This is a genomic window from Candidatus Palauibacter polyketidifaciens (genome assembly GCF_947581785.1).
Classification (GTDB): Bacteria; Gemmatimonadota; Gemmatimonadetes; order Palauibacterales; family Palauibacteraceae; genus Palauibacter; species Palauibacter polyketidifaciens.
Genome location: NZ_CANPVO010000038.1, coordinates 133,150 through 151,215, shown reverse-complemented (window position 1 = coordinate 151,215; position 18,066 = coordinate 133,150). Strand labels below are relative to the sequence as shown.

At 69.7% G+C, this 18,066-nt stretch carries 14 protein-coding genes; 6 read left to right on the top strand and 8 right to left on the bottom strand.

The features are described from left to right. Positions 1 to 4 precede the first annotated feature (4 nt). From menB to RN729_RS10280, 4 genes are read left to right on the top strand one after another with little or no spacing between them, the layout of a single operon-like run. Positions 5 to 865 carry a 1,4-dihydroxy-2-naphthoyl-CoA synthase gene (gene menB / locus RN729_RS10295; protein ID WP_310784474.1) on the top strand — a complete coding sequence of 287 codons (861 nt, stop codon included), beginning with the start codon at positions 5 to 7 and terminating at the stop codon, positions 863 to 865. Continuing rightward, on the top strand, positions 853 to 1,746 hold the full coding sequence (locus RN729_RS10290) for a 1,4-dihydroxy-2-naphthoate polyprenyltransferase (protein WP_310784472.1): 894 nt from the start codon (positions 853 to 855) through the stop codon (positions 1,744 to 1,746). Before menB ends, RN729_RS10290 begins: the two co-directional genes overlap by 13 nt. Continuing rightward, positions 1,743 to 3,299, top strand: a complete 1,557-nt coding sequence (locus RN729_RS10285) for an AMP-binding protein (protein ID WP_310784470.1) — start codon at positions 1,743 to 1,745, stop codon at positions 3,297 to 3,299. The genes RN729_RS10290 and RN729_RS10285 overlap by 4 nt, the downstream gene beginning before the upstream one ends. A 57-nt stretch (positions 3,300 to 3,356) precedes the next feature. Beyond that, positions 3,357 to 4,526, top strand: coding sequence for an aminotransferase class V-fold PLP-dependent enzyme (locus RN729_RS10280; RefSeq protein ID WP_310784468.1), 1,170 nt, complete (start codon positions 3,357 to 3,359; stop codon positions 4,524 to 4,526). Positions 4,527 to 4,746: 220 nt separating this feature from the next. Here the strand turns inward: RN729_RS10280 and RN729_RS10275 are convergent, their stop codons facing one another. From RN729_RS10275 to RN729_RS10250, 6 genes are read right to left on the bottom strand one after another with little or no spacing between them, the layout of a single operon-like run. Then, positions 4,747 to 7,962 (bottom strand): hypothetical protein, encoded by a 3,216-nt coding sequence (locus RN729_RS10275; RefSeq protein ID WP_310784466.1) that lies wholly within the window; start codon positions 7,960 to 7,962, stop codon positions 4,747 to 4,749. A 6-nt stretch (positions 7,963 to 7,968) separates the two neighbouring features. Continuing rightward, on the bottom strand, positions 7,969 to 9,207 hold the full coding sequence (locus tag RN729_RS10270; protein WP_310784465.1) for a succinylglutamate desuccinylase/aspartoacylase family protein: 1,239 nt from the start codon (positions 9,205 to 9,207) through the stop codon (positions 7,969 to 7,971). Continuing rightward, positions 9,204 to 9,548: a 4a-hydroxytetrahydrobiopterin dehydratase gene (locus RN729_RS10265; RefSeq protein WP_310784464.1), complete on the bottom strand. Its 345-nt coding sequence runs from the start codon at positions 9,546 to 9,548 to the stop codon at positions 9,204 to 9,206. The genes RN729_RS10270 and RN729_RS10265 overlap by 4 nt, the downstream gene beginning before the upstream one ends. Positions 9,549 to 9,583: 35 nt before the next feature. Then, positions 9,584 to 10,054 (bottom strand): redoxin domain-containing protein, encoded by a 471-nt coding sequence (locus RN729_RS10260; RefSeq protein ID WP_310784463.1) that lies wholly within the window; start codon positions 10,052 to 10,054, stop codon positions 9,584 to 9,586. 13 nt (positions 10,055 to 10,067) lie between these two features. Further along, on the bottom strand, positions 10,068 to 11,870 hold the full coding sequence (locus tag RN729_RS10255) for a DUF2207 domain-containing protein (protein ID WP_310784462.1): 1,803 nt from the start codon (positions 11,868 to 11,870) through the stop codon (positions 10,068 to 10,070). 41 nt (positions 11,871 to 11,911) lie between these two features. Then, positions 11,912 to 12,388 (bottom strand): EVE domain-containing protein, encoded by a 477-nt coding sequence (locus tag RN729_RS10250; RefSeq protein ID WP_310784461.1) that lies wholly within the window; start codon positions 12,386 to 12,388, stop codon positions 11,912 to 11,914. 249 nt (positions 12,389 to 12,637) lie between these two features. Between RN729_RS10250 and RN729_RS10245 the strand changes: the two genes are divergently transcribed. Together RN729_RS10245 and RN729_RS10240 are read left to right on the top strand one after the other, a co-directional pair. Continuing rightward, positions 12,638 to 13,450 carry a PhzF family phenazine biosynthesis protein gene (locus tag RN729_RS10245; RefSeq protein ID WP_310784459.1) on the top strand — a complete coding sequence of 271 codons (813 nt, stop codon included), beginning with the start codon at positions 12,638 to 12,640 and terminating at the stop codon, positions 13,448 to 13,450. An 89-nt stretch (positions 13,451 to 13,539) separates the two neighbouring features. Then, positions 13,540 to 14,334 carry a hypothetical protein gene (locus tag RN729_RS10240; protein WP_310784457.1) on the top strand — a complete coding sequence of 265 codons (795 nt, stop codon included), beginning with the start codon at positions 13,540 to 13,542 and terminating at the stop codon, positions 14,332 to 14,334. Positions 14,335 to 14,383: 49 nt separating this feature from the next. Here RN729_RS10240 and RN729_RS10235 read toward each other — a convergent pair whose 3' ends face one another. After that, positions 14,384 to 15,427, bottom strand: a complete 1,044-nt coding sequence (locus RN729_RS10235; protein ID WP_310784455.1) for a PQQ-dependent sugar dehydrogenase — start codon at positions 15,425 to 15,427, stop codon at positions 14,384 to 14,386. 176 nt (positions 15,428 to 15,603) lie between these two features. Then, on the bottom strand, positions 15,604 to 18,063 hold the full coding sequence (locus RN729_RS10230) for a choice-of-anchor B family protein (protein ID WP_310784453.1): 2,460 nt from the start codon (positions 18,061 to 18,063) through the stop codon (positions 15,604 to 15,606). Between the last annotated feature and the right edge of the window lie 3 nt (positions 18,064 to 18,066).

Below are 18,066 nucleotides of genomic sequence, written 5' to 3'. Positions count from 1 at the left end.
CGAGATGGCAGAGACCTTTTCCCCTCCGGAAAGCGGCGTCGACTGGAAGCCGGCCGGCGAATACGGCGACATCACCTATCACAAGAGCGACGGGATCGCCCGCATCGCCTTCAACCGGCCCGAGGTTCGCAACGCGTTCCGTCCCGACACGCTGTTCGAGATGTACGAGGCGTTTCAGGACGCGAGGGATGACGAGGAGATCGGCGTCGTTCTCCTCACCGGCAACGGACCTTCGAGGGACGGGAAATGGGCCTTCTGCTCCGGCGGCGACCAGAGGGTGCGCGGTACGGCCGGGTACGTGGGGAAGGATGGGGTCGCGCGCCTCAACGTCCTCGATCTCCAGCGCCTCATCCGCTCGATGCCGAAGCCGGTCATCGCGCTCGTCGCCGGATATGCGATCGGCGGAGGGCATGTGCTGCACGTCGTGTGCGACCTCACGATCGCTGCGGACAACGCCGTGTTCGGACAGACGGGGCCGAAGGTGGGAAGCTTCGACGGGGGGTTCGGTTCCTCGTACCTGGCGCGGTCGGTGGGCCAGAAGAAGGCACGGGAGATCTGGTACCTGTGCCGGCAGTACGGAGCGGAGGAAGCCGAGCGGATGGGGCTCGTGAACAAGGTCGTGCCGCTCGCGCGGATGGAAGCGGAGGGGGTCGACTGGGCGCGCGAAATCCTCGGGAAAAGCCCGCTCGCGATCCGGTGCCTGAAGGCGGCGATGAACGCGGATTGCGACGGGCAGGCCGGGCTCCAGGAACTCGCGGGTCACGCGACGATGCTCTTCTACATGACGGAGGAGGGCCAGGAAGGGAAGAACGCGTTCCTCGAGAAGCGCGCGCCGAACTTCCGACAGTACCCTTGGCGTCCGTAACGCCCGGCAGCCCGGGCGCGTGGATCGCCGGCGCGCGCCTGCGCACGCTTCCGGCCGCGGCAGGGCCCGTGCTCGCGGGCGGCGGGCTGGCGTGGAAGGACGGCGGTTTCGCCGTCGCGCCCTTTCTGGCGGCGCTCGGCGCCGCGCTGCTGATTCAGATCGGCACGAACTTCGCGAACGACTACTCCGACTTCGCGCGCGGGGCGGACACGGCCGACCGGCTCGGCACTCCGCGGGTCACGCAGGCCGGCCTCCTGACCGCGTCCGCCGTCCGGCTCGGAGCGGCGGTCTCGTTCGCACTCGCCTTCGCGGTGGGCATCTATCTCGCGATCGTGGGTGGATGGCCGGTCGTGTGGATCGGCGTGGGCTCGATCCTTCTGGCTGTCAGCTACACGGGTGGGCCGTGGCCGTACGGCTACCACGGGCTGGGCGATCTCGCCGTGTGGATCCTGTTCGGTCCCGTCGCCGTGACCGGCACGTATTACGTGCAGCTCCTCCGCTGGGTGCCCGAGGCGCTGATCGCGGGACTCGGCGCGGGGGCGCTCGCCACGGCGGTCCTGGTGGTGAACAACCTGCGCGACATCACGACGGATGCGGCGGCGGGAAAGCGCACGCTGGCGGTGCGGATCGGCCCGGCCGCGACGCGGGTCCAATATTCGCTGCTCATCACGGTCGCCGCGGCCGTGCCGCCCGTCGGCGTCATGGCGGGATGGTGGCCTGCGGGGACGCTGCTCGCGTCGGGCGCGGTTCTGTTCGCGGCCGCGCCGCTACGGGTCGTGTGGACGTACGAGAACCCGCGGGCGCTTAACGCCGCCCTCGCCGCCACGGCGCGGACGACCGGGGCCTGGGGTCTCCTGTTCGCGGTGGGCTGCCTGTGGTGAACGAACCCGCGACTTCCGTCCCGGCCCTGTCCTACGCGCTCGTGTCGCGAGACCGGGCGTGGCCGGCCGCCGAGATCCGCGCCGCGGGCGACACGGTGGCCGGGGTACTGCAAGAAGAGGGGGTGGAGGCGGGGGCTGTCGTCGCTCACCAGTTCCCGCTGGATCCGGCCGGCGCGGCCGCCCTTGCCGCGGTCGCGCCGCAAGCCGCGCCCGGGGGCGCCCGGGTGCTCGCGCCCGCACACGGGGAGTGGACGTCGTATGAGCGGGACGCTTTTGTCGCGGCGCTCCAGCCGGACGCCGCCCTCACCGGGAAGGCTGCGGCGTGGCCGACCGCCGGGTGGAGGTCCCGGCCGCTCGCGGTCCCCGGGATCGGTGAGATCGCCCTGCATCTGCGGGATTCCGTTCCGACGCATCGCCGCGCTCCAGCCGCGCCTTCGGCACGGGCGGGTCTCCCCGGAGCCGGCGTCATTCTCCCCACCTCCGGCACCGAAGGCCTGCCTCGCTTCGTCGCCCACGAATGGCGGTCGCTGCGCGCGAACGCCATCGCCTCGAACGAGCGCCTCGGGTTCGGCGCGGGCGACCGGTGGCTCGCGACGCTCGCCTGGGCGCATATCGGAGGGCTCGCCGTGCCGCTGAGGGCCGCGGCCGCGGGCGCCACGGTCGCGCTGGCGGGGCCGCGGTTCGACGCCGCCTCCGTCGCCCGGGCGCTCGGCGAACTCGCCGTGACGCACCTCTCGCTCGTGCCGGCCATGCTGCACGGGCTGCTGGCCGCCGGCGCCCGGCCGCCGGGCTCTCTGCGCGCCGTCCTGCTCGGCGGCGCGGCGACCCCGCCGGATCTGGCGGAGCGGGCGCTGTCCGCCGGGTGGCCGATCGCGCTGACGTACGGATTGACCGAGGCGGGGTCGCAGGTCACCACGGCGACTCCGGCGGAGGTGCGCGCCGGCGACCGGTCGGCCGGCGTCCCGCTGACCGGCGTCGAAGTGCGGATCCGCCCGCCCGGCGACGCGGGCGAAGGGCCGGACGTCGCGCCCGCCGCGGGGCACATCGAGGTGCGCGGCGACCCACTGTTCCGGGGATACGTCGGAGAGCCCGTGCGGCCCACTGGCGAATGGTTCGCGACGGGCGACCTCGGCCGTCTCGACGAGAAGGGTCGCCTGGAGGTGACGGGGCGGCTGCGCGACCGGATCGTGAGCGGAGGAGCGAACGTCGACCCGGCCCACGTCGAGGCCGTGCTCGCCGCCCACCCGGAAGTGCGGGAAACCGCCGTCGTCGGCGTGCCGGATCCCCGGTGGGGGCAGGTCGTCGTCGCTGTCGTCGTCGGCGAAGAGCCCGACCTCCCCGCCCGGCTCGATCCGTGGTGCCGCGAACGGCTGTCGGGTCCGCGCGTGCCCCGCCGCTGGGAGGTGCTCGACCGTCTCCCCCGGACGGCGACGGGCAAGGTGGACCGCGCCAGACTGAGAGGGCTCCTCGCCGAGTCGGCGCCTTCTTTGACATCCAGTGGCGCCGGCGAGGATCTTGAAGTCGGACCCCCAGCGGGAGCTGCTCCTTCATGACGAAGCTTGAACGGTCACGACGCCGAACGCGTCGGGGCCAATGAGACGCACAGCCGGGTGAGTATCGCGGTCGAGTCCACGCTTGCGTGCCAGAAGCGTCTCTTTCAACTCGAAGAGGGCGCACACTTCCTCAACTGCGCCTATCTCGGACCCCTGCCGCGCTCGGTCGCTGAGGCCGGGATGGAGGGAATCCGCCGCAAGTGCTCGCCCACGCCCTTCCCGAGCGAGGCGTTCTTCACGGACTGCGGCCGTGCCCGAGAACGCTTCGGGCGCCTCGTCAACGCTCCGCCGGAGCGGATCGCGCTCGCACCCTCCGCGTCCTACGGCATCGAGGTCGCGGCCCGAAATCTTCCACTCGAACCGGGGCAGAACATCGTCGTCCTCGGCGAACAATTCCCCAGCAACGTCTACGCCTGGCAGCGCCAGGCGGCGGCCCACGGGTGCGACGTCCGAACGGTCGATCGCCCCGGCCCGCCTCCGTCCGCCGCGCTCTGGAACGAGCGCCTGCTGGAAGCGATCGGGCCGGGCACCGCCGTCGTGGCGCTGCCTCACTGCCACTGGACGGACGGCACCCGGATCGACCTTGAAGCGGCGGGGGAACGGGCGCGCGAAGTCGGCGCCGCGCTCGTCGTCGACGGCTCACAGTCCGTCGGCGCCGTGCCGTTCGACGTGGAAAACATTCGTCCGGACGCGTTGATCACCGTCGGGTACAAGTGGCTCCTCGGGCCCTATTCGACCGCGTTCGGGTACTACGGTGCTCGCTTCGACGACGGTGTGCCGCTCGAGGAAACGTGGATTTCGCGCCGCGGTTCCGAGGACTTTCAGGGTCTCGTGGACTACACCGACGAATACAGGGAAGGGGCCGCCCGATACGACGTTGGCCAGACATCCAACTTCATCCTCATCCCCATGTTGATCGAAGCGCTGGACCTCATCCTCGCATGGCGCCCGGCGAACATCCTCGAGTACTGCCGTGCGCTCCTCGCCGGGCTGGCGGACGAACTGCGGGTCCGCGGCTGGGCGATCGAGGACGACGAATGGCGCACCGGAAACATCCTCGGCGTCCGCCTCCCCGTCGGCTGCGACCTTGCCGAGGTGGACGCCCGCCTCGCCGAGGCCCGCGTCTATGCCTCGCTGCGTGGAGATGCCCTGCGCGTCTCGCCTAACGTCTACAACGAACCGCGCGACATCGACGCGCTGCGGCAGGTCCTCGCAATCCTCGCGTAGTCCTCGGCACGGCGCCTGCCTTCGGACGTAACGCATTGATTTCATGCGTTTGCTTCGTCACAGTCCGCGATGCGCCGGAAAAGCAGCGGGTCCAACCCTTCGATGCCGAGGCGCCACGGCGCGGCGCCGTCTCCGCAGCGGGCGGGCCGGGTACGGCCATGAATCGGTAGGGCGGTCGGGAGCAAACGGCCCATCAGAGCCTGGACAGTGTTCGGTAGCCTCAGTCTGGATGGCGGGGGAGCCCGCGCAGGGTTCGAACCCTCGTTCCCGCCGTCGCCCCCGCCGTGCCGGGCAAGTGTCGGAGGATGCTGCGGACGCGTCCAGTCATCTCGTCCACGAGCACTGCCGCGCGGCCACCCCGGGAGCGGTCCACTGTCGTGGAACCTTCAGGGCCCCGCAGCGTCAAGCGGTCGAGGGTCTCGGTCCACGCGGGATCGAAGGGGATCGCGAAGGCGAATGCGCGGTTCTCATCATGCGTCCCGTGGGCGAGCGAAGTCGGTGCAAAGCTGAGCGAGAAGAGGATCCGTCCCGCCGCATCGCGGCCCGACAGGCGGTACGGACCCGCCGACGAGGGAAGACGTGCGGTCGTCGGGTACACGAAGGCGGGTTCGAGCCGCAGTTCGCCGGCGTCCACCCCGCCCCAGAGCAGGAGCATGTCGCTCCGCGCACTTCCCCGATCCGCGGCGCGTGCGGACGCCGAGCCCCCGGCACGGCCGGCGTCCTCGAGGCGGAACTCCAGCATCCTCGTGAAACTGTAGTCGCTGATCCACTGCGGGTAGCAGTAGGACATCAGGTCGTGGTAGCCCTCCGGATTGAACAGATGCCCGAGGCCCGATCCGTCACCGCCACCGTCGCCGCCGCCGTCCCCGAAATCGTGTCCCCACACTCCGATCCGGCCATCCGGCCAGGGATAGTCGGGATCCACCGTCCCGGGATCGGTGACGGGGGCGTTACAGGGGGTGTGCGGGCGCCCCAGATTGTGCCCCAGCTCGTGCGCGAACACGAGGCGGAGGCGACCCGTCCTCTGCAGCAGGCCGTCCGGACCGTGCGAGCCCGTGAGAGAGCTTCGCCCGCCCAGCATCCCGAGCCCGTCGGTCCAGTAGGCGTCAGGGTGCCGCGAGAGCGGTTTCGGGACTCCGAAGATGCCGCTGTAGTACGCCCGGTGGTCTTCCGCCTCCATCATCCGGAGCAGTTCGATCTCGCCGATGAGGCCGACGATCCCGGCCTCGGAGGTGTCCGCCCACGTGTGGTAGGGTTCGCGGAGCGCCACGTGCAGGTCGCCGGCCGGCAGCACCGTGCGGGCGTGACGCAGCACGCTCCGGGCGATGGCCGATCCCCCGTCCGTCGCCGCCGTCGCGAGTTCGCTCGCGAACGCCGCCACGCCCGGATTCACGTCCCGGTTCTCCTCCGAATGATACTGCACGGGAACGAGTGTCACGCGCAGCGGGGGCAGCTGTCGAACGTCGAGATCGTGCCGGCCCTCGGCCGGGAACCGGGAACGGCTCGAGGAGGTCAGGGGGAGCGTGTCGTCCGGATCGAGTTCCACGACCATGCTCACGCCCGGCTGCAGCACCCGGCTCGGTATGACGGCGTTGAAGGACCTCTCGAGCCGGCTCTCGTCGACCGCGAGAGGGATCCCTCCCCCGGGGGGCACAAGCTCGGTTCGATACGTCTCCACTCCGTCGAGGAAGAAGGTCGCCGCGGCTCCCGGCAGGAAGCCGTTGACCTCATCGGCCGTTGCAAAGACGCGAAGCAGGGCGCGACGGTTCGCGACCAACGGCACGCCGCCCTCCCGGTCCTGGGCCGCCTGCGTGAGATACGCACGGGGCACGGACATCGTGACCGACGCAGGATTGGACACGACGAGCGGATCCCCCGCGACGAGATCGAAACCGTCGCACCGGTCGGCGCAGGCTTCGGCAAGCGCCTCTTCCGTGCCGATGGTGACGGAGACCGGTGAACCGGCGGCGCTGCCGGGAGTGAGCGTGACGGCGGCGCTCGCCGTGGTGCCCGCCCGCACCAGGACCGAGTCGACCGAGAGCGTCCCCCCATGGGCGACAAGCGGGAGCCGGACATCGAAGGGCGCGCCCTCCAGTATCCGCGCCTCGATCGTGGCGGGGCCCGGAGCCGTCGGGTCCTCGTCGTCCGTTCGCACGAGCCGCACGGGGAAGGCGAAGGCGGTTTCGTTCCCGCCCAGGGTCAGCCGTTCCAGGCTACGAAGGCCGGTCAGCGCGCCGGGGGGCAGGGCGCGCAGTTCGTTGTCCTGCAGAAAAAGTTCCCGCAGGCCGGCGAGGTCGCCGAAGAGGCCCGCCGGGAGCGTCTGCAGCCGATTGTCGACCAGGGAGAGCCATTCGAGCCTGCGGAGGCCCGCGAATACGCCCGGCGGCAGGTCGGCGATGAGGTTTCCCGCGAGATTGAGCACCTCCAGACTGGAGAGATCGGAGAACGCACCGGGGGGAAGGACTCCGAGCCGGTAGTCTTGGAGCGAGAGCCATTCCAGGCCGGGGAGGGCGCTCAGATCCGCCGGGTGCAGTCCGCCGAGGGTCGTCCCGGGGCCGGCCTCGAGGCCCGGCTCCGTCGGCCTGATCCTCAGTGTGCGGAGTTCGGCCAGCGCCTGGCCGTCGGGCGCGGTGCAGTCGTCGGCCCGGAGCCCGCGCACGATGGCGTCGCGCACGGCGGCCGTCCGGTCGCACACTCCCTCCCGGATGACGACCGCAGCGCTTGAAGGAGGGGCGAGCACGAAGCCGCTCCCGGCCGCGGGCCGGTCGAGCGTGAGCGTGAGGACCTCCCGGGGCGGCTCGATCTCATCGTCGTCGGCGATCCGGATCTCGATGACGGCGCCGGCCGCTCCCGCGGGGACTTCCACCTCGCCCTCGCCCTGGTCCACGACGTCCGCCGAATCGGCGTCATCCGTCAGCCGCGCGTCATCGACGCCCAGCGAATAGCGCAGGGTCAGCGGCGCTCTCGCAGCCTCGTCGAGCACGACTTCGATTCGCGCGGCGCCGCCCTCCCGCGCCTGCGCGACGCCGAAAGAGAGTGCGATCCCGGCCCCGACCGTCGCCTCGAAGCGCTGCGCCGCCGAGAGCCCGCCGCCATCGCGGGCCGTGACCTCCACCGTCGCGGACCCCGGTCCGATCCCTTCCACCGTCACTTGACTCCCGGCGGCCGTCGCGCGGGCCACGCCGGCGTCGAGGGATCGCGCGGCGAACGTCAGCGCATCGCCGTCCGGGTCGCGGAACCAGGCGGCGGCGTCGATGACGGCCGGATGTCCGAGCCGCACGTCGAGGTCGGGAAGGGCGTCCACCGCCACCGGACTCCGGTTTTGCGGAGGCTCCGCCGGCGTGACCTCCGTTCCGCACGCGCCGACCCACACGGCGGCGCCTGTGAGCGCGACCGCGGCGGCGCGCGTTCCCAACCAGGGCCGGCGACGAGCCACGGGTCGCTAACCGCCCCCGGACGCAGACTCCGGCTGGCGGACGGGCCCTTCCTGGCGTCGCACCATCACCGCCCCGCCGCTCTCGCCCCGTGCGGTGAACCCCATGAGGTGGAGGAGCCCGATCACCCAACGGTTGCGGGCCCAGCGCGCCACGACGACGGCGTCGCCCCGCGCGGGATGCGGCCGCACCCCGGGAAGCCAGGGGGCGACGCGATCCGCGCCCGCCACCCGCAGCAGCCGCGAGACGACGAGCCACGCGGGAGCGAGTTGACGGACGATGAAGAACCCGTCGTCGCCCTGTCGCTGGTAGAGAGGAAGAAAGAGGCGCCCGGCGAACCCCGCACACACCGGTCCGCGCCGATCGACGGCCAGTTCCTGCCCCGCCTCGACAAGGTCGAAGTTCCTGAAACCCGGGTGCATCCGGAATTCGTCCTCTTCCGACACCACGTGGCGATAGCGCACATCCAGCACGCGTGGCAGACCCTCCGCCCGGTGGGCGAGGCGAGCCCGCCGGTCCTCTCCGCCGGGGGCGTCTCCTGTCTCGATCAGCCCGAGGGCCTCGAGCAGGATCCACACGGCCTCCTCATGCACGTCGACGGATGACGCGACCGTGTGCTGCCCCGCCTCGATGCCGATGTTCGCCCAGCCCAGGCGGTCGAAGTAGTGAAGCATGGCCCCGTCGATCTGCTCTTCCAGTCCCAGGACCACGGGGACGGGCAGGCGGAGCGCGAGCGCCCGGTTCCGAAGCGTGTCCCCGAGCGTCGTGAAGGGCGCGCTTTCCGACGATGTCGTATGCAGGTCGAGTACATGGATGGGCCCCCGCGCGCGCCGGTGCTCCGACTGGAAGGCCGCCAGCAGCTCCCGTTGCTCCGCCAACTCGGCGCTCCCGACCATCGGCGCTCCGTCGCCGTCCCGCGCCGATCCTCCGTCACGCAACGATTCCAGCACCGCGTCCACGCGGTCGTGCTGCCACACGCGGTTGAGGTCCTCATCGATGAACCTCGTGCCCGCGTTGTGGGCCTGCAGATTGCCGCGAAGGCCCACCAGGTCCCCACACATCCGAAGCCGGTTCATCGAGAGAACGCGCAGTACCCGCTCCAGCGCCTCGATGCCCGCCGGCTCGTTCCCGTGCAGGGATGCGATGCAGATGACGAGCGGCCCGGGCTCCGCGCCCCTGTACGCGCCGATCCGTCGTCCCTGGCCGCCGGACTCCTCGATGGCCGTCGGGGATGTCGTGTGGTTCACGCCCGCGGTCGGTGCAGCGTTTCCGCCTTCGCGGCGAACACGAAATCACTCTCCGTCAGCCCGTCGATCTTGTGCGTCCAGATCCGGACGACGACCCGCCCCCACGCGAGGAACAGGTCCGGGTGATGGTTCTGCTCCTCCGCCATCCCGCCCACGCGATTCACGAAGTCGAGCGCCGTCACGAAGTCCGGGAAGCGGTACTCCTTCTCGAGGTGGTGGCCGTCCACGACGCGCCAGTCGGCCCCGAGTTCCTTCGCAAGCGCGTCGAGGGCCTCTCCCTCCAGGGGTGGGACCCCGCCTCGACAGGGAATGCACTGCTGCTGCGCGAGCGGTATCGACATCGGATCATCTCCGTGGCTGCTGTTTGTCTCTGTGCTCAGGGTGCGTCGGCAACCGCTTGCAGGAGTTCCTCATAGTCCGGTTCGACGCCCGCGTCCTCGGACACCCACGCGTACGCCACGGTGCCGTCCGTCCCGATCACGAAAGCCGACCGCTTGGAGACGCCCCGGAACCCGTGAAACTCCTCGTACAGCACGCCCCAGTCACGTGAAACCGTGCGGTTGAAATCGGAGAGGATGGGGAAGGGGATGTTCTCCTCGGCCCTGAATCGCGAGGTGACGAACGGGCTGTCCACGGAGATCGCGAACACGGCGGCGTCGAGCGACGCGTAGGCGCTCCACTCATCGCGGAGCCGGCACATCTCCGCCGTGCAGACCGAGGTGAAGGCGAGAGGGAAGAAGAGGAGTACGATCCGGTCGCGGCCGAGGTAGTCCCCCAGATCGACCGTTCCTCCGGCTTCGTAGGGCAGCGTGAACGGCTCCACGCGGTCTCCGACCGAGATCTTCATGCTGGTAGCCACGTCAGAATGCGCCTCCTCCACCTCCGCCGAAGCCGCCGCCCGAGAAGCCGCCTCCCGAGATCCCGCCACTCGAGAAGCTCGACCCCTGGGCACTGCGCGGCGCGGACTGCATCACGCTGTGCGTCTCCGCGGACATGCTGTTCAGGTTCGAGACCAGGATGTGAGAGTTGAAGGTCGAAAGAGCGTGCCCATGATACCAGTCCGGGGGTTCGCGATACAGGTCCCCGAACGCCTGCGCCCACTGCGTCCCGACGCCCAGCGCCATGGCGTACGGAAGACACCTCTCGAACATCTCCGGACCTGCGATCTTCCGCCTGTAGCGGTCGGACTCGACACGCGTGAGGAACTCCTCGAACCCTTTCACCTGCCGCAGCAGTTCCGTGCCCTTCCTTGTGCGGGCCGGCATGAAGAATCCGAATATCATGATGATGAGCGCCGAGGTGATGGCCGCCAGCAGGACGGCCGGCATCGCGAGCGGGAGCGCCAACTGGGTCTGAGCGAGCTGGCCGCCGAAAAGGATCACGATTCCGACCAGGAACCCCAAACCGACGTACTTTCCGGCGACGATGGTCGGTGATGCCGTGTAGACGCCGTGCTCGATGAGCGTCGCGAGCAACGTCGACTTCAGTTCCGGCAGGTCCTTGTAGAAGCGGTCCCTGAGGTCGGAGAGCCGGCGGGTCCCGCGCCCCCCGAAGACCGCCCGCAGCAGCGCGCCTTCGTGTGGAGCCAGATCGTCTCCCGGGAGATCGCGTCGCTCGAAGACGTAGTCCTTCCCCGACGCGAGACCCGGGAGGCGCTTCTCCTCGCGTTCCTCGATCGTGAGGTGCCCCCGGACGGCGAGGTCGACGAGCGTCGCGGTGATGTCACGCAGGTCGGCCCGGTTGTCGACGATGACGCCGACCTCGGCGGGCGTCAGGTCGCCGGGCGGTTCGTAGCGTGGCTCGATCGACCCGATCTCCGGGTCGCGACCCCGCTCGTTCCAGCGCCGGTACATGAAGGCGAAGGCGAAGAAGGGCAGGAAGAGCGGCCAGTTCGCGAACAGGTACATGGCGGCGAGGTCGATCGCCGTGGGCCGCCGGACGACGCCGGCATTCCATCCGATCCCGATGGTCAGGCTCTCGCGAAAGCCGAGCGGCCGGTCGGTTCGCACGTCGACCCGCGTTCCCGCGACATCGACCACCGCGTCCTGTCCCGTCGCGCCGTAGCCCCCCGTGAAGGCGTGGGCGCGCACGCCCGCGACCGCCTGCGGGAGCCGCACGGTCGCGCTCGCCGACTCGATCGGGACGGGCCATTCGGTCCCCGTCACGTTCCAGTAGAGTTCGTCGTACGCCTCGACGATGCCGTCTTCTCCTTCATCCGCCTCGAAGAAGCGGAGCCCGTGCGTCACGCCGTAGGAGAGTCGGACCGTGCGGACCGTGTCGACCGCGCCGGGCACCCAGATCTTTGTGTTCAGGTCGTCCCCATCGCGCCTCGACTCGTAGCGCAGGGGATTGCCGTCCGCGTCCGTGACCTCGTTCACGGAAAGGCGCAGCCTGTAGCGGAATCCGTTGATTCGGTACTCGACGCGAATCGCCCGGTAGATCCCGTTGTAGCTTCCATCGAACCGCGGCCGGATCGTTTCGGTCACCTCGATGGACCCGTTCTCCAGCACCCGGATGTCGGCGTGGAAGCTCTCGATGTGCCAGGAGCGCTCCTGCGCGCCCGCCGGGGAAGCGGAAAGACAGAGGGCGCCTGCCGTGGCGCCCGCCAGCATGGCGGCTCGGATCGCCGCTCCGGCGGCTCGTCGCGGACGCCGGCGCTTCACGAGAACGTCACCTGCACGAGACAGTTGGACATCCCGATGCCCTATTCTCCGCGCCCCAGACGGAGGATGATCCCGAACTCCTCCTCCGTCACCGGCATGACCGAGAGTCGCATGCCGCGTTTCATCACATTAATGGTCTCGAGGCCGGCCGTTTCCTTCATCATCTGCCGGGTCACCGGCGTCCCGAAGGTTTCCAGGTAGCGGAAATCGGGGCACCACCAGCGGGGATTCTCCCGGCTCGACTTCGGGTCGAAGTAGTGGCTGTCGGGATCGAACTGGGTGGAGTCCGGGTGCGCCGGACCCGCGACTTCCGCCACGCCGTACACGCCGAGCACCCGGGTGTTGGAATGATAGATGAGGATCTTCTCTCCCGGGTTCATCCGGTCGCGCATGAAGTTGCGGACCTGGTAGTTCCGCACGCCGTCCCATTCCGTCTCGCCGTCGCGGGCGAAGTCGTCGATCGAGTACACGTGAGGCTCGGTCTTGGCGAGCCAGTATCCGGTGATTTCAACCGGCATGTGACGCCTTCCTTGCTCGTTTCTTCCGCATCCCGCTGGTGCGCGGCCGATCCGCGCGGGTGGGTCGAATCTACCCGCACCGCTCCGCAGGGTGAACCCCGGCGGGGTGGTTCGCCGCTCGAACACGGCAGGGCTTTTGCCGCGGGCCGCCAACTCGCGAATCTCAGCCGCACGACGCTATTTTACCACGGGCAGCCACCCGGAACCGGTGCGCAGCCGCCTCGAGATGCCACGCCACACGGAGACCGCATGAAGATCCCGCTGTATCAGCTCGACGCCTTCTCGGACCGCCCCTTCGAGGGCAATCCGGCCGCCGTCTGCCCGCTCGAGGCGTGGCTCGACGACGACGTTCTGCAGAAGATCGCGGCGGAGAACAACCTCTCGGAGACCGCTTTCTTCGTTCGGGACGACGGGGGCGACGGGAGCGGGGAGGGCGGGTTCGGGCTCCGCTGGTTCACGCCCGTGTCCGAGGTCGACCTGTGCGGACACGCAACGCTGGCCTCCGCCTGGGTCATTCTCGAGCGGCTGGCGCCCGGCCGCGAGAGCGTGAGTTTCGAGACGAGAAGCGGCGAACTCATCGTGGAGCGGGGCGAGGGAGATCTCCTCGTGATGGATTTTCCGGCGCGCCCGGCGGTGTCGCGCGAAGCTCCCCGCGCCCTCGTGGAGGGTTTGGGAGCGGCACCCGCGGAGGTACTGGCGTCGGACCGGGATTATCTCGTCCTCCTCGATGCCGAAGACGACGTCCGGAAGCTGAAGCCGGATTTCAGCCGACTGCGCGGACTGGATCGCCTCGGGATCATCGTGAGCGCGCCGGGCGTGAGCGCGGATTTCGTGTCCCGCTTCTTTGCGCCCAGCGTCGGCGTGCCGGAGGATCCGGTCACGGGCTCCGCGCACTGCACGCTGGCGCCCTACTGGGCCGAGCGGCTGGATCGCGGCGAGGCGCCGCTTGAGGCACGGCAGATCAGTGCCCGCGGCGGCACCCTCATCTGTCGCCACCTCGGGGACCGCGTGACGATCGCCGGCCGTGCGGCGCTCTACCTTACCGGCGAGATTACGCTGTGACGGATTCCCGCGTGCGGCCGTCTACGGGACGGTGGGTGACGGCGGGCGCCGGGTCGGACGCCACGCGGACGCGAGAGGGAGCGGGACAGATGATGCGTACACGGATGGGGAGCCGGAGGGTGCTCGGGGCCGGGCTCGTCGCGCTGACGGCGCTTGGGGCGCTGGCGGCGCTCGCGCCTGCGGACGCGGCGGCGCAGGTTCCCGGCGGACGCCTTCCCGGCCAACCGCCCGGGGAGTCGTCTTCGGGCGGAAACGGCACGCAGTGGGATCTGGGCGCCACCGTCTCCCTGATGGCGCCGCATGGGCAGTTCAGTTCGTTCGTCAACGAAGGTTTCGGGGGGGCGCTCACCGCCCTGCTCGGCTTCGAGGACTCCCCCGCCTTCCGGGTTCGGTTCGATGCCGGATACGTAAACTACGGATCGGAGACGCTCGGCGTCCCCGTATTCTCGGTGACGGACCGGATCCTGACCGACATCGTCACGCGCAACAACGTGGGCTACCTCGGACTCGGCCCCGAGATCCGGCTTCCGTACGGCCCCGTCCAGCCCTTCGTGAACGGCTTCGCCGGGCTCGGCTATTTCTTCACGGTCAGCTCCGTCGAGCACGGCTGGGACCTCTACGATTCTCCCTACGACGGCACGACGGTGAACTTCGATGACGTGCGCGCCGCGTACGGCTTCGGCGGCGGGCTCTCGATCCCCTTCAACTGGTCCGCCAAACCGGTCCTGCTGAGGCTGGAAGCCCAGTACCGAAGGCATGGCCGCACGGAGTATCTCGTGCCCGGGAGCATCGTCGAGGACGGCTTCGGCGGAAGTTCGTTCTCGCCCATCGCCTCCGATGTCGACTTCGTGCTCTTCCAGCTGGGGCTGACGTTCAGAGTCTAGCGTGTCCCGATTCCGGGGTCGGGCGGGTGCCGCGGCCCGAACCGGACGGCTAAGGCTGGCGGCGTTCCAGTCGGGACACGGAGCCGGTGAGGTTCACGACGTAGAGTTCGCCGGAGCCGTCGACGCCGAAGGAGGACACCGCGCCGAGGCTTCCCACGTTCCAGCGTCTCGCGTCCGTCGCCTGACTGCCGTCGAAGCGGAAACTCCGCAGAAAGCCGGTGCAGAAATCCGAGTAGAAGTAGTGCCCCGCAATCTCGGGGAGCTGTGATCCGCGGTACACGTATCCTCCGGTCACCGAGCAGACGCTGCCGTCGTGGACGTACTCGACGACGGGCAGCGTGAGACCCGACATGTCGCACTCGGAACTCTCGTAACAGGCCGACCCCTCCATCGTGTTCCAGCCGTAGTTCACGCCCGCCTCGCCCGCCGGCACCGCGTTGATTTCCTCGCGTTCGTTCTGGCCCACGTCCGCCACGTAGAGGACGTGGTCCGCAAAGTCGAAGGTCGAGCGCCACGGATTCCGGACGCCGATGGCCCAGATCTCGCCCCGCCCGCCCTCCTCTCCTGCGAAGGGGTTGTCGTCCGGGATCGCGTACGGGTCGCCCCCATCGACGTCGATGCGAAGGATCGAACCGTGCAGCGTCTCCGGATTCTGCCCGTTGCCGAATGGGTCGCCCGCCCCGCCCTCGTCGCCGAGAAAGATGTACAGCATCCCGTCGGGTCCGAACTGCAGCATGCCGCCGTTGTGGTTCCGCCGACGCTGGGTGAGCGCGAGGATCCGCTTCGCGGAGCCCGGATCGAGACGGTCGGGATCCCCCGAGACGGTGTAGCGCTCGACCACAGTGTCGTCTCCCGTATCGGTGTAGTAGACGAAGACCTGGCCGTTGTCCGCGTACCGCGGATGGAAGGCCATCGTGAGGAGGCCGCCTTCGGGGGCCGTGCCCACGCGGGCCGAGAGGTCGAGGAAGGGATCCCCGAGGAGTCCGCCATCCGCGTTCGCGATGCGGATGCGACCTGTCTGCTCGACGACGAAGAGTCTCGAGTCGCCCGGCGGGGCGGCGAGAAAGACCGGCTGGGAGAGTCCGGTCAGCACTTCGTTCGCCGTCAGTTCGAAAGCGACGGGTTCCGGCGCCGGGGGAGGCGGCGGTGGCGGAGCCGGGGTGGGGCCCGTGCCATCCGAGCATCCCCAGCCCGCCACCCCCGCGAGGAGCGCGAGCGCCGGCGCCGTCAGTAGCCGGGTGGCCACTGACGGCAGGCGACCCGAGCGCCTCAGGGCACGAGTTCCGGACGGCGGTACTTGAGGAAGAACACGCCTTCCTTGCCGCTCGACACGACGATCGTCCCGCTCGCGAAGAACGGGTAGTTCGACCACGAGCCGTCGAAAGTGACGGACTCGTCCCACGGCACCGTGTCGAAGAAGCCGACCTCGCGCGGGTTCTCGCGGTCGCTGATGTCGAGTACGCGAAGCCCGCTCACGTAGTTCGACTGGTACATGAGATCGCCGACGATGTAGAGGTTGTGGTCGATCGTGAACGTCTCCCCGAAGTGTTCGCCGACCAGCACCGGGTCATCGAGATCCGACACGTCCCAGACGAGCGTGCGCGTGCCCCGCATGTCCGGCTCGGTCCCGGCCTGTTGTGCCGCGTTGACCGACGCCATCTCGTCGCCTTCGTCGTTCTGGTAGAAGTATCGGTGGTCTTCGGTGAGCCAGCCCTGATGCGCGTATGCGACGGCCGCGTAGTTCTGGGTCGCGAGCGAGACCGGATTCTCGGGATCGGTCACGTCGGCGATGGAGAGATAGCTCTCGTTGGCTCCGAAGCAGATCTCCTTGCCCAGGTGCTCCGCATCGGGTCCCCGGTAGTTCACGCACTGCGCGTCGTGCGTGTACCCCCGGCCCTGGTATCGCGACCCGTCGTCGGCGAAGCAGCCGATGAAGCGGGGATCCTTCGGTTCGCGGACGTCGATCATGTGAAGACCGCCGCCGCACGTCTCGCCGCCCCCGTTCGACCCCACGCTGTACGCGGTTCCGGTCTCCTCGTTGATCACGATGTTGTGGGAACTCGCGATCCCGTCGTACAGGGCATCGGCGTCGAACTCGACGGGCGCGTTGCGCACGTCGCGGAGCCGCGTGAGATCGAACACCTGCATCCCGTGCCGGCCCGCGCCGTCGGCGACGACGAACGCGTGGTCCGCGTACACCTTGATGTCGCGCCACGAATTGGTGATCGACCCGGGCGTCTTCGGCAGACTGCCCAGATACGCGGGCGCTTCCGGGTTGGAGATGTCGATGAACGCCGTGCCGTCCGTGCGGCCGACGATCGCGTACTCGCGGCCCGTCACGGGATCGGTCCAGCCCCAGACGTCGTTCGTCTCGATGCCGCGGTCCGTTCCCCCGATCCGGTCGAGAGGCAGAAACGAGATCACGTCGACCTGGTCGCAGGTGAACTGGTCGGCCATGCCGTCCTCGCCGCACTCCACCTCGGCGAGCGTCGCCAGCGGACGGCGTTCCTCGGGGATGAAGATCTTCGCCGTCTCGGCCCAGCGCCCGTCCCGGCGCTCGAGCACGACCGCCGACCCCATCGACCCGTCGTCCCACGGCTGTCCGACGACCGCCAGGTCACCCGCCGCGGAGACGGAGATTCCGAACCCGTCGCCCGCATCGGTGCTCGCGCCCGCGTTGATCTTGCTCGCGGAGCCGAAACGCCTCGCCTCGGCATCCCAGTCGAAGGCGTAGATGGCGCCGAACAGGTCCGCGCCGGGGGCGGCGACCCAGAGTTCCCCGTCGTGCGCCGTGAAGGTTGCGCCGAACCCGGCGCCGGGCTGGCGGTCGAACGCCGCCAGCGATCCGTTCCGCACCCAGTCGCCCGAGGAGCGCCGCTCGTAGAGGAGGACCGCGCCCGCCCCCTCGTCCAGCCCGGGGAGGCCCAGCATCGCGTGGTCTCCATCGACGCCGACCGAGATCGTGGGGGCGCGGTCGAGTGCGATCGCGGCGCCGGGCTGGGCCTCGTCCCCTGTGAGCCCGAGCCGAGCCTCCTGCACCCACGCGCCGCCCGCGTCGCGCCCGAACACGTACGCGGCGCCGGGAAGCTGCGGGCCGGCGAAGGCGCCGACGATGACGCGCTCTCCGTCGGTGTGCGCGCCCCAGCCGAAAAACTCCTGCTGCGGATCGGGATCCGACGGCGTCAGGATCCCCTGCTCGACCCAATCGCCGCCGGCGCCGCGTTCGAATACCCAGGCGCCGCCGGTCCCCTCGTAGCCGAGGGCCGTCACCACGAGAAGGTCGCCCGCCAGCGCCGCGAAGCGACCGAAGGAAGACCCGAGCGGCACGCTTGCGGGGCGCAGGTAGCGCTCGAATTCCCAACCGTCCCCGGTCTTGCTGAAGACGAGCACGCTGCCGTCGCTCTCGCCGTCGCCGTCCTCGTCGAGCGCCGTCGCCCCCACGAGCAGCCGGTCGCCGTCGGCGACGACGAAGCGGCCGAAGTAGTCGGGACCGTCGTGCTCGGGGGCGCGAAGCGTCCCGGTCTGCGCCCAGCCACCGTCGCCGCGTTCGTAGACGTACAGCGAGCGCGGCGTCGACTCGGCGGGTGCCGCACTCGGATCGATGGGCTCGCTGACGATGATCCGGCTCTCGCTGAGCACGACGGTCTCGCCGAACTGCTGCGCGTCGGCCGCGGGCACGAACAGCAGTCCGCAGACGGCCGTGGCGAAGAAGCTCCGTGTTCTATTCATCAG

What these genes read in the sequence shown, in the direction of transcription:
- menB (WP_310784474.1), top strand. Translation starts at nt 5, where the DNA reads ATGGCAGAGACCTTTTCCCCTCCGGAAAGCGGCGTCGACTGGAAGCCG.
- RN729_RS10265 (WP_310784464.1), bottom strand. Translation starts at nt 9,548, where the DNA reads ATGTCGATACCGCTCGCGCAGCAGCAGTGCATTCCCTGTCGAGGCGGG.
- RN729_RS10260 (WP_310784463.1), bottom strand. Translation starts at nt 10,054, where the DNA reads ATGAAGATCTCGGTCGGAGACCGCGTGGAGCCGTTCACGCTGCCCTAC.
- RN729_RS10250 (WP_310784461.1), bottom strand. Translation starts at nt 12,388, where the DNA reads ATGCCGGTTGAAATCACCGGATACTGGCTCGCCAAGACCGAGCCTCAC.
- RN729_RS10245 (WP_310784459.1), top strand. Translation starts at nt 12,638, where the DNA reads ATGAAGATCCCGCTGTATCAGCTCGACGCCTTCTCGGACCGCCCCTTC.
- RN729_RS10240 (WP_310784457.1), top strand. Translation starts at nt 13,540, where the DNA reads ATGATGCGTACACGGATGGGGAGCCGGAGGGTGCTCGGGGCCGGGCTC.
- RN729_RS10230 (WP_310784453.1), bottom strand. Translation starts at nt 18,063, where the DNA reads ATGAATAGAACACGGAGCTTCTTCGCCACGGCCGTCTGCGGACTGCTG.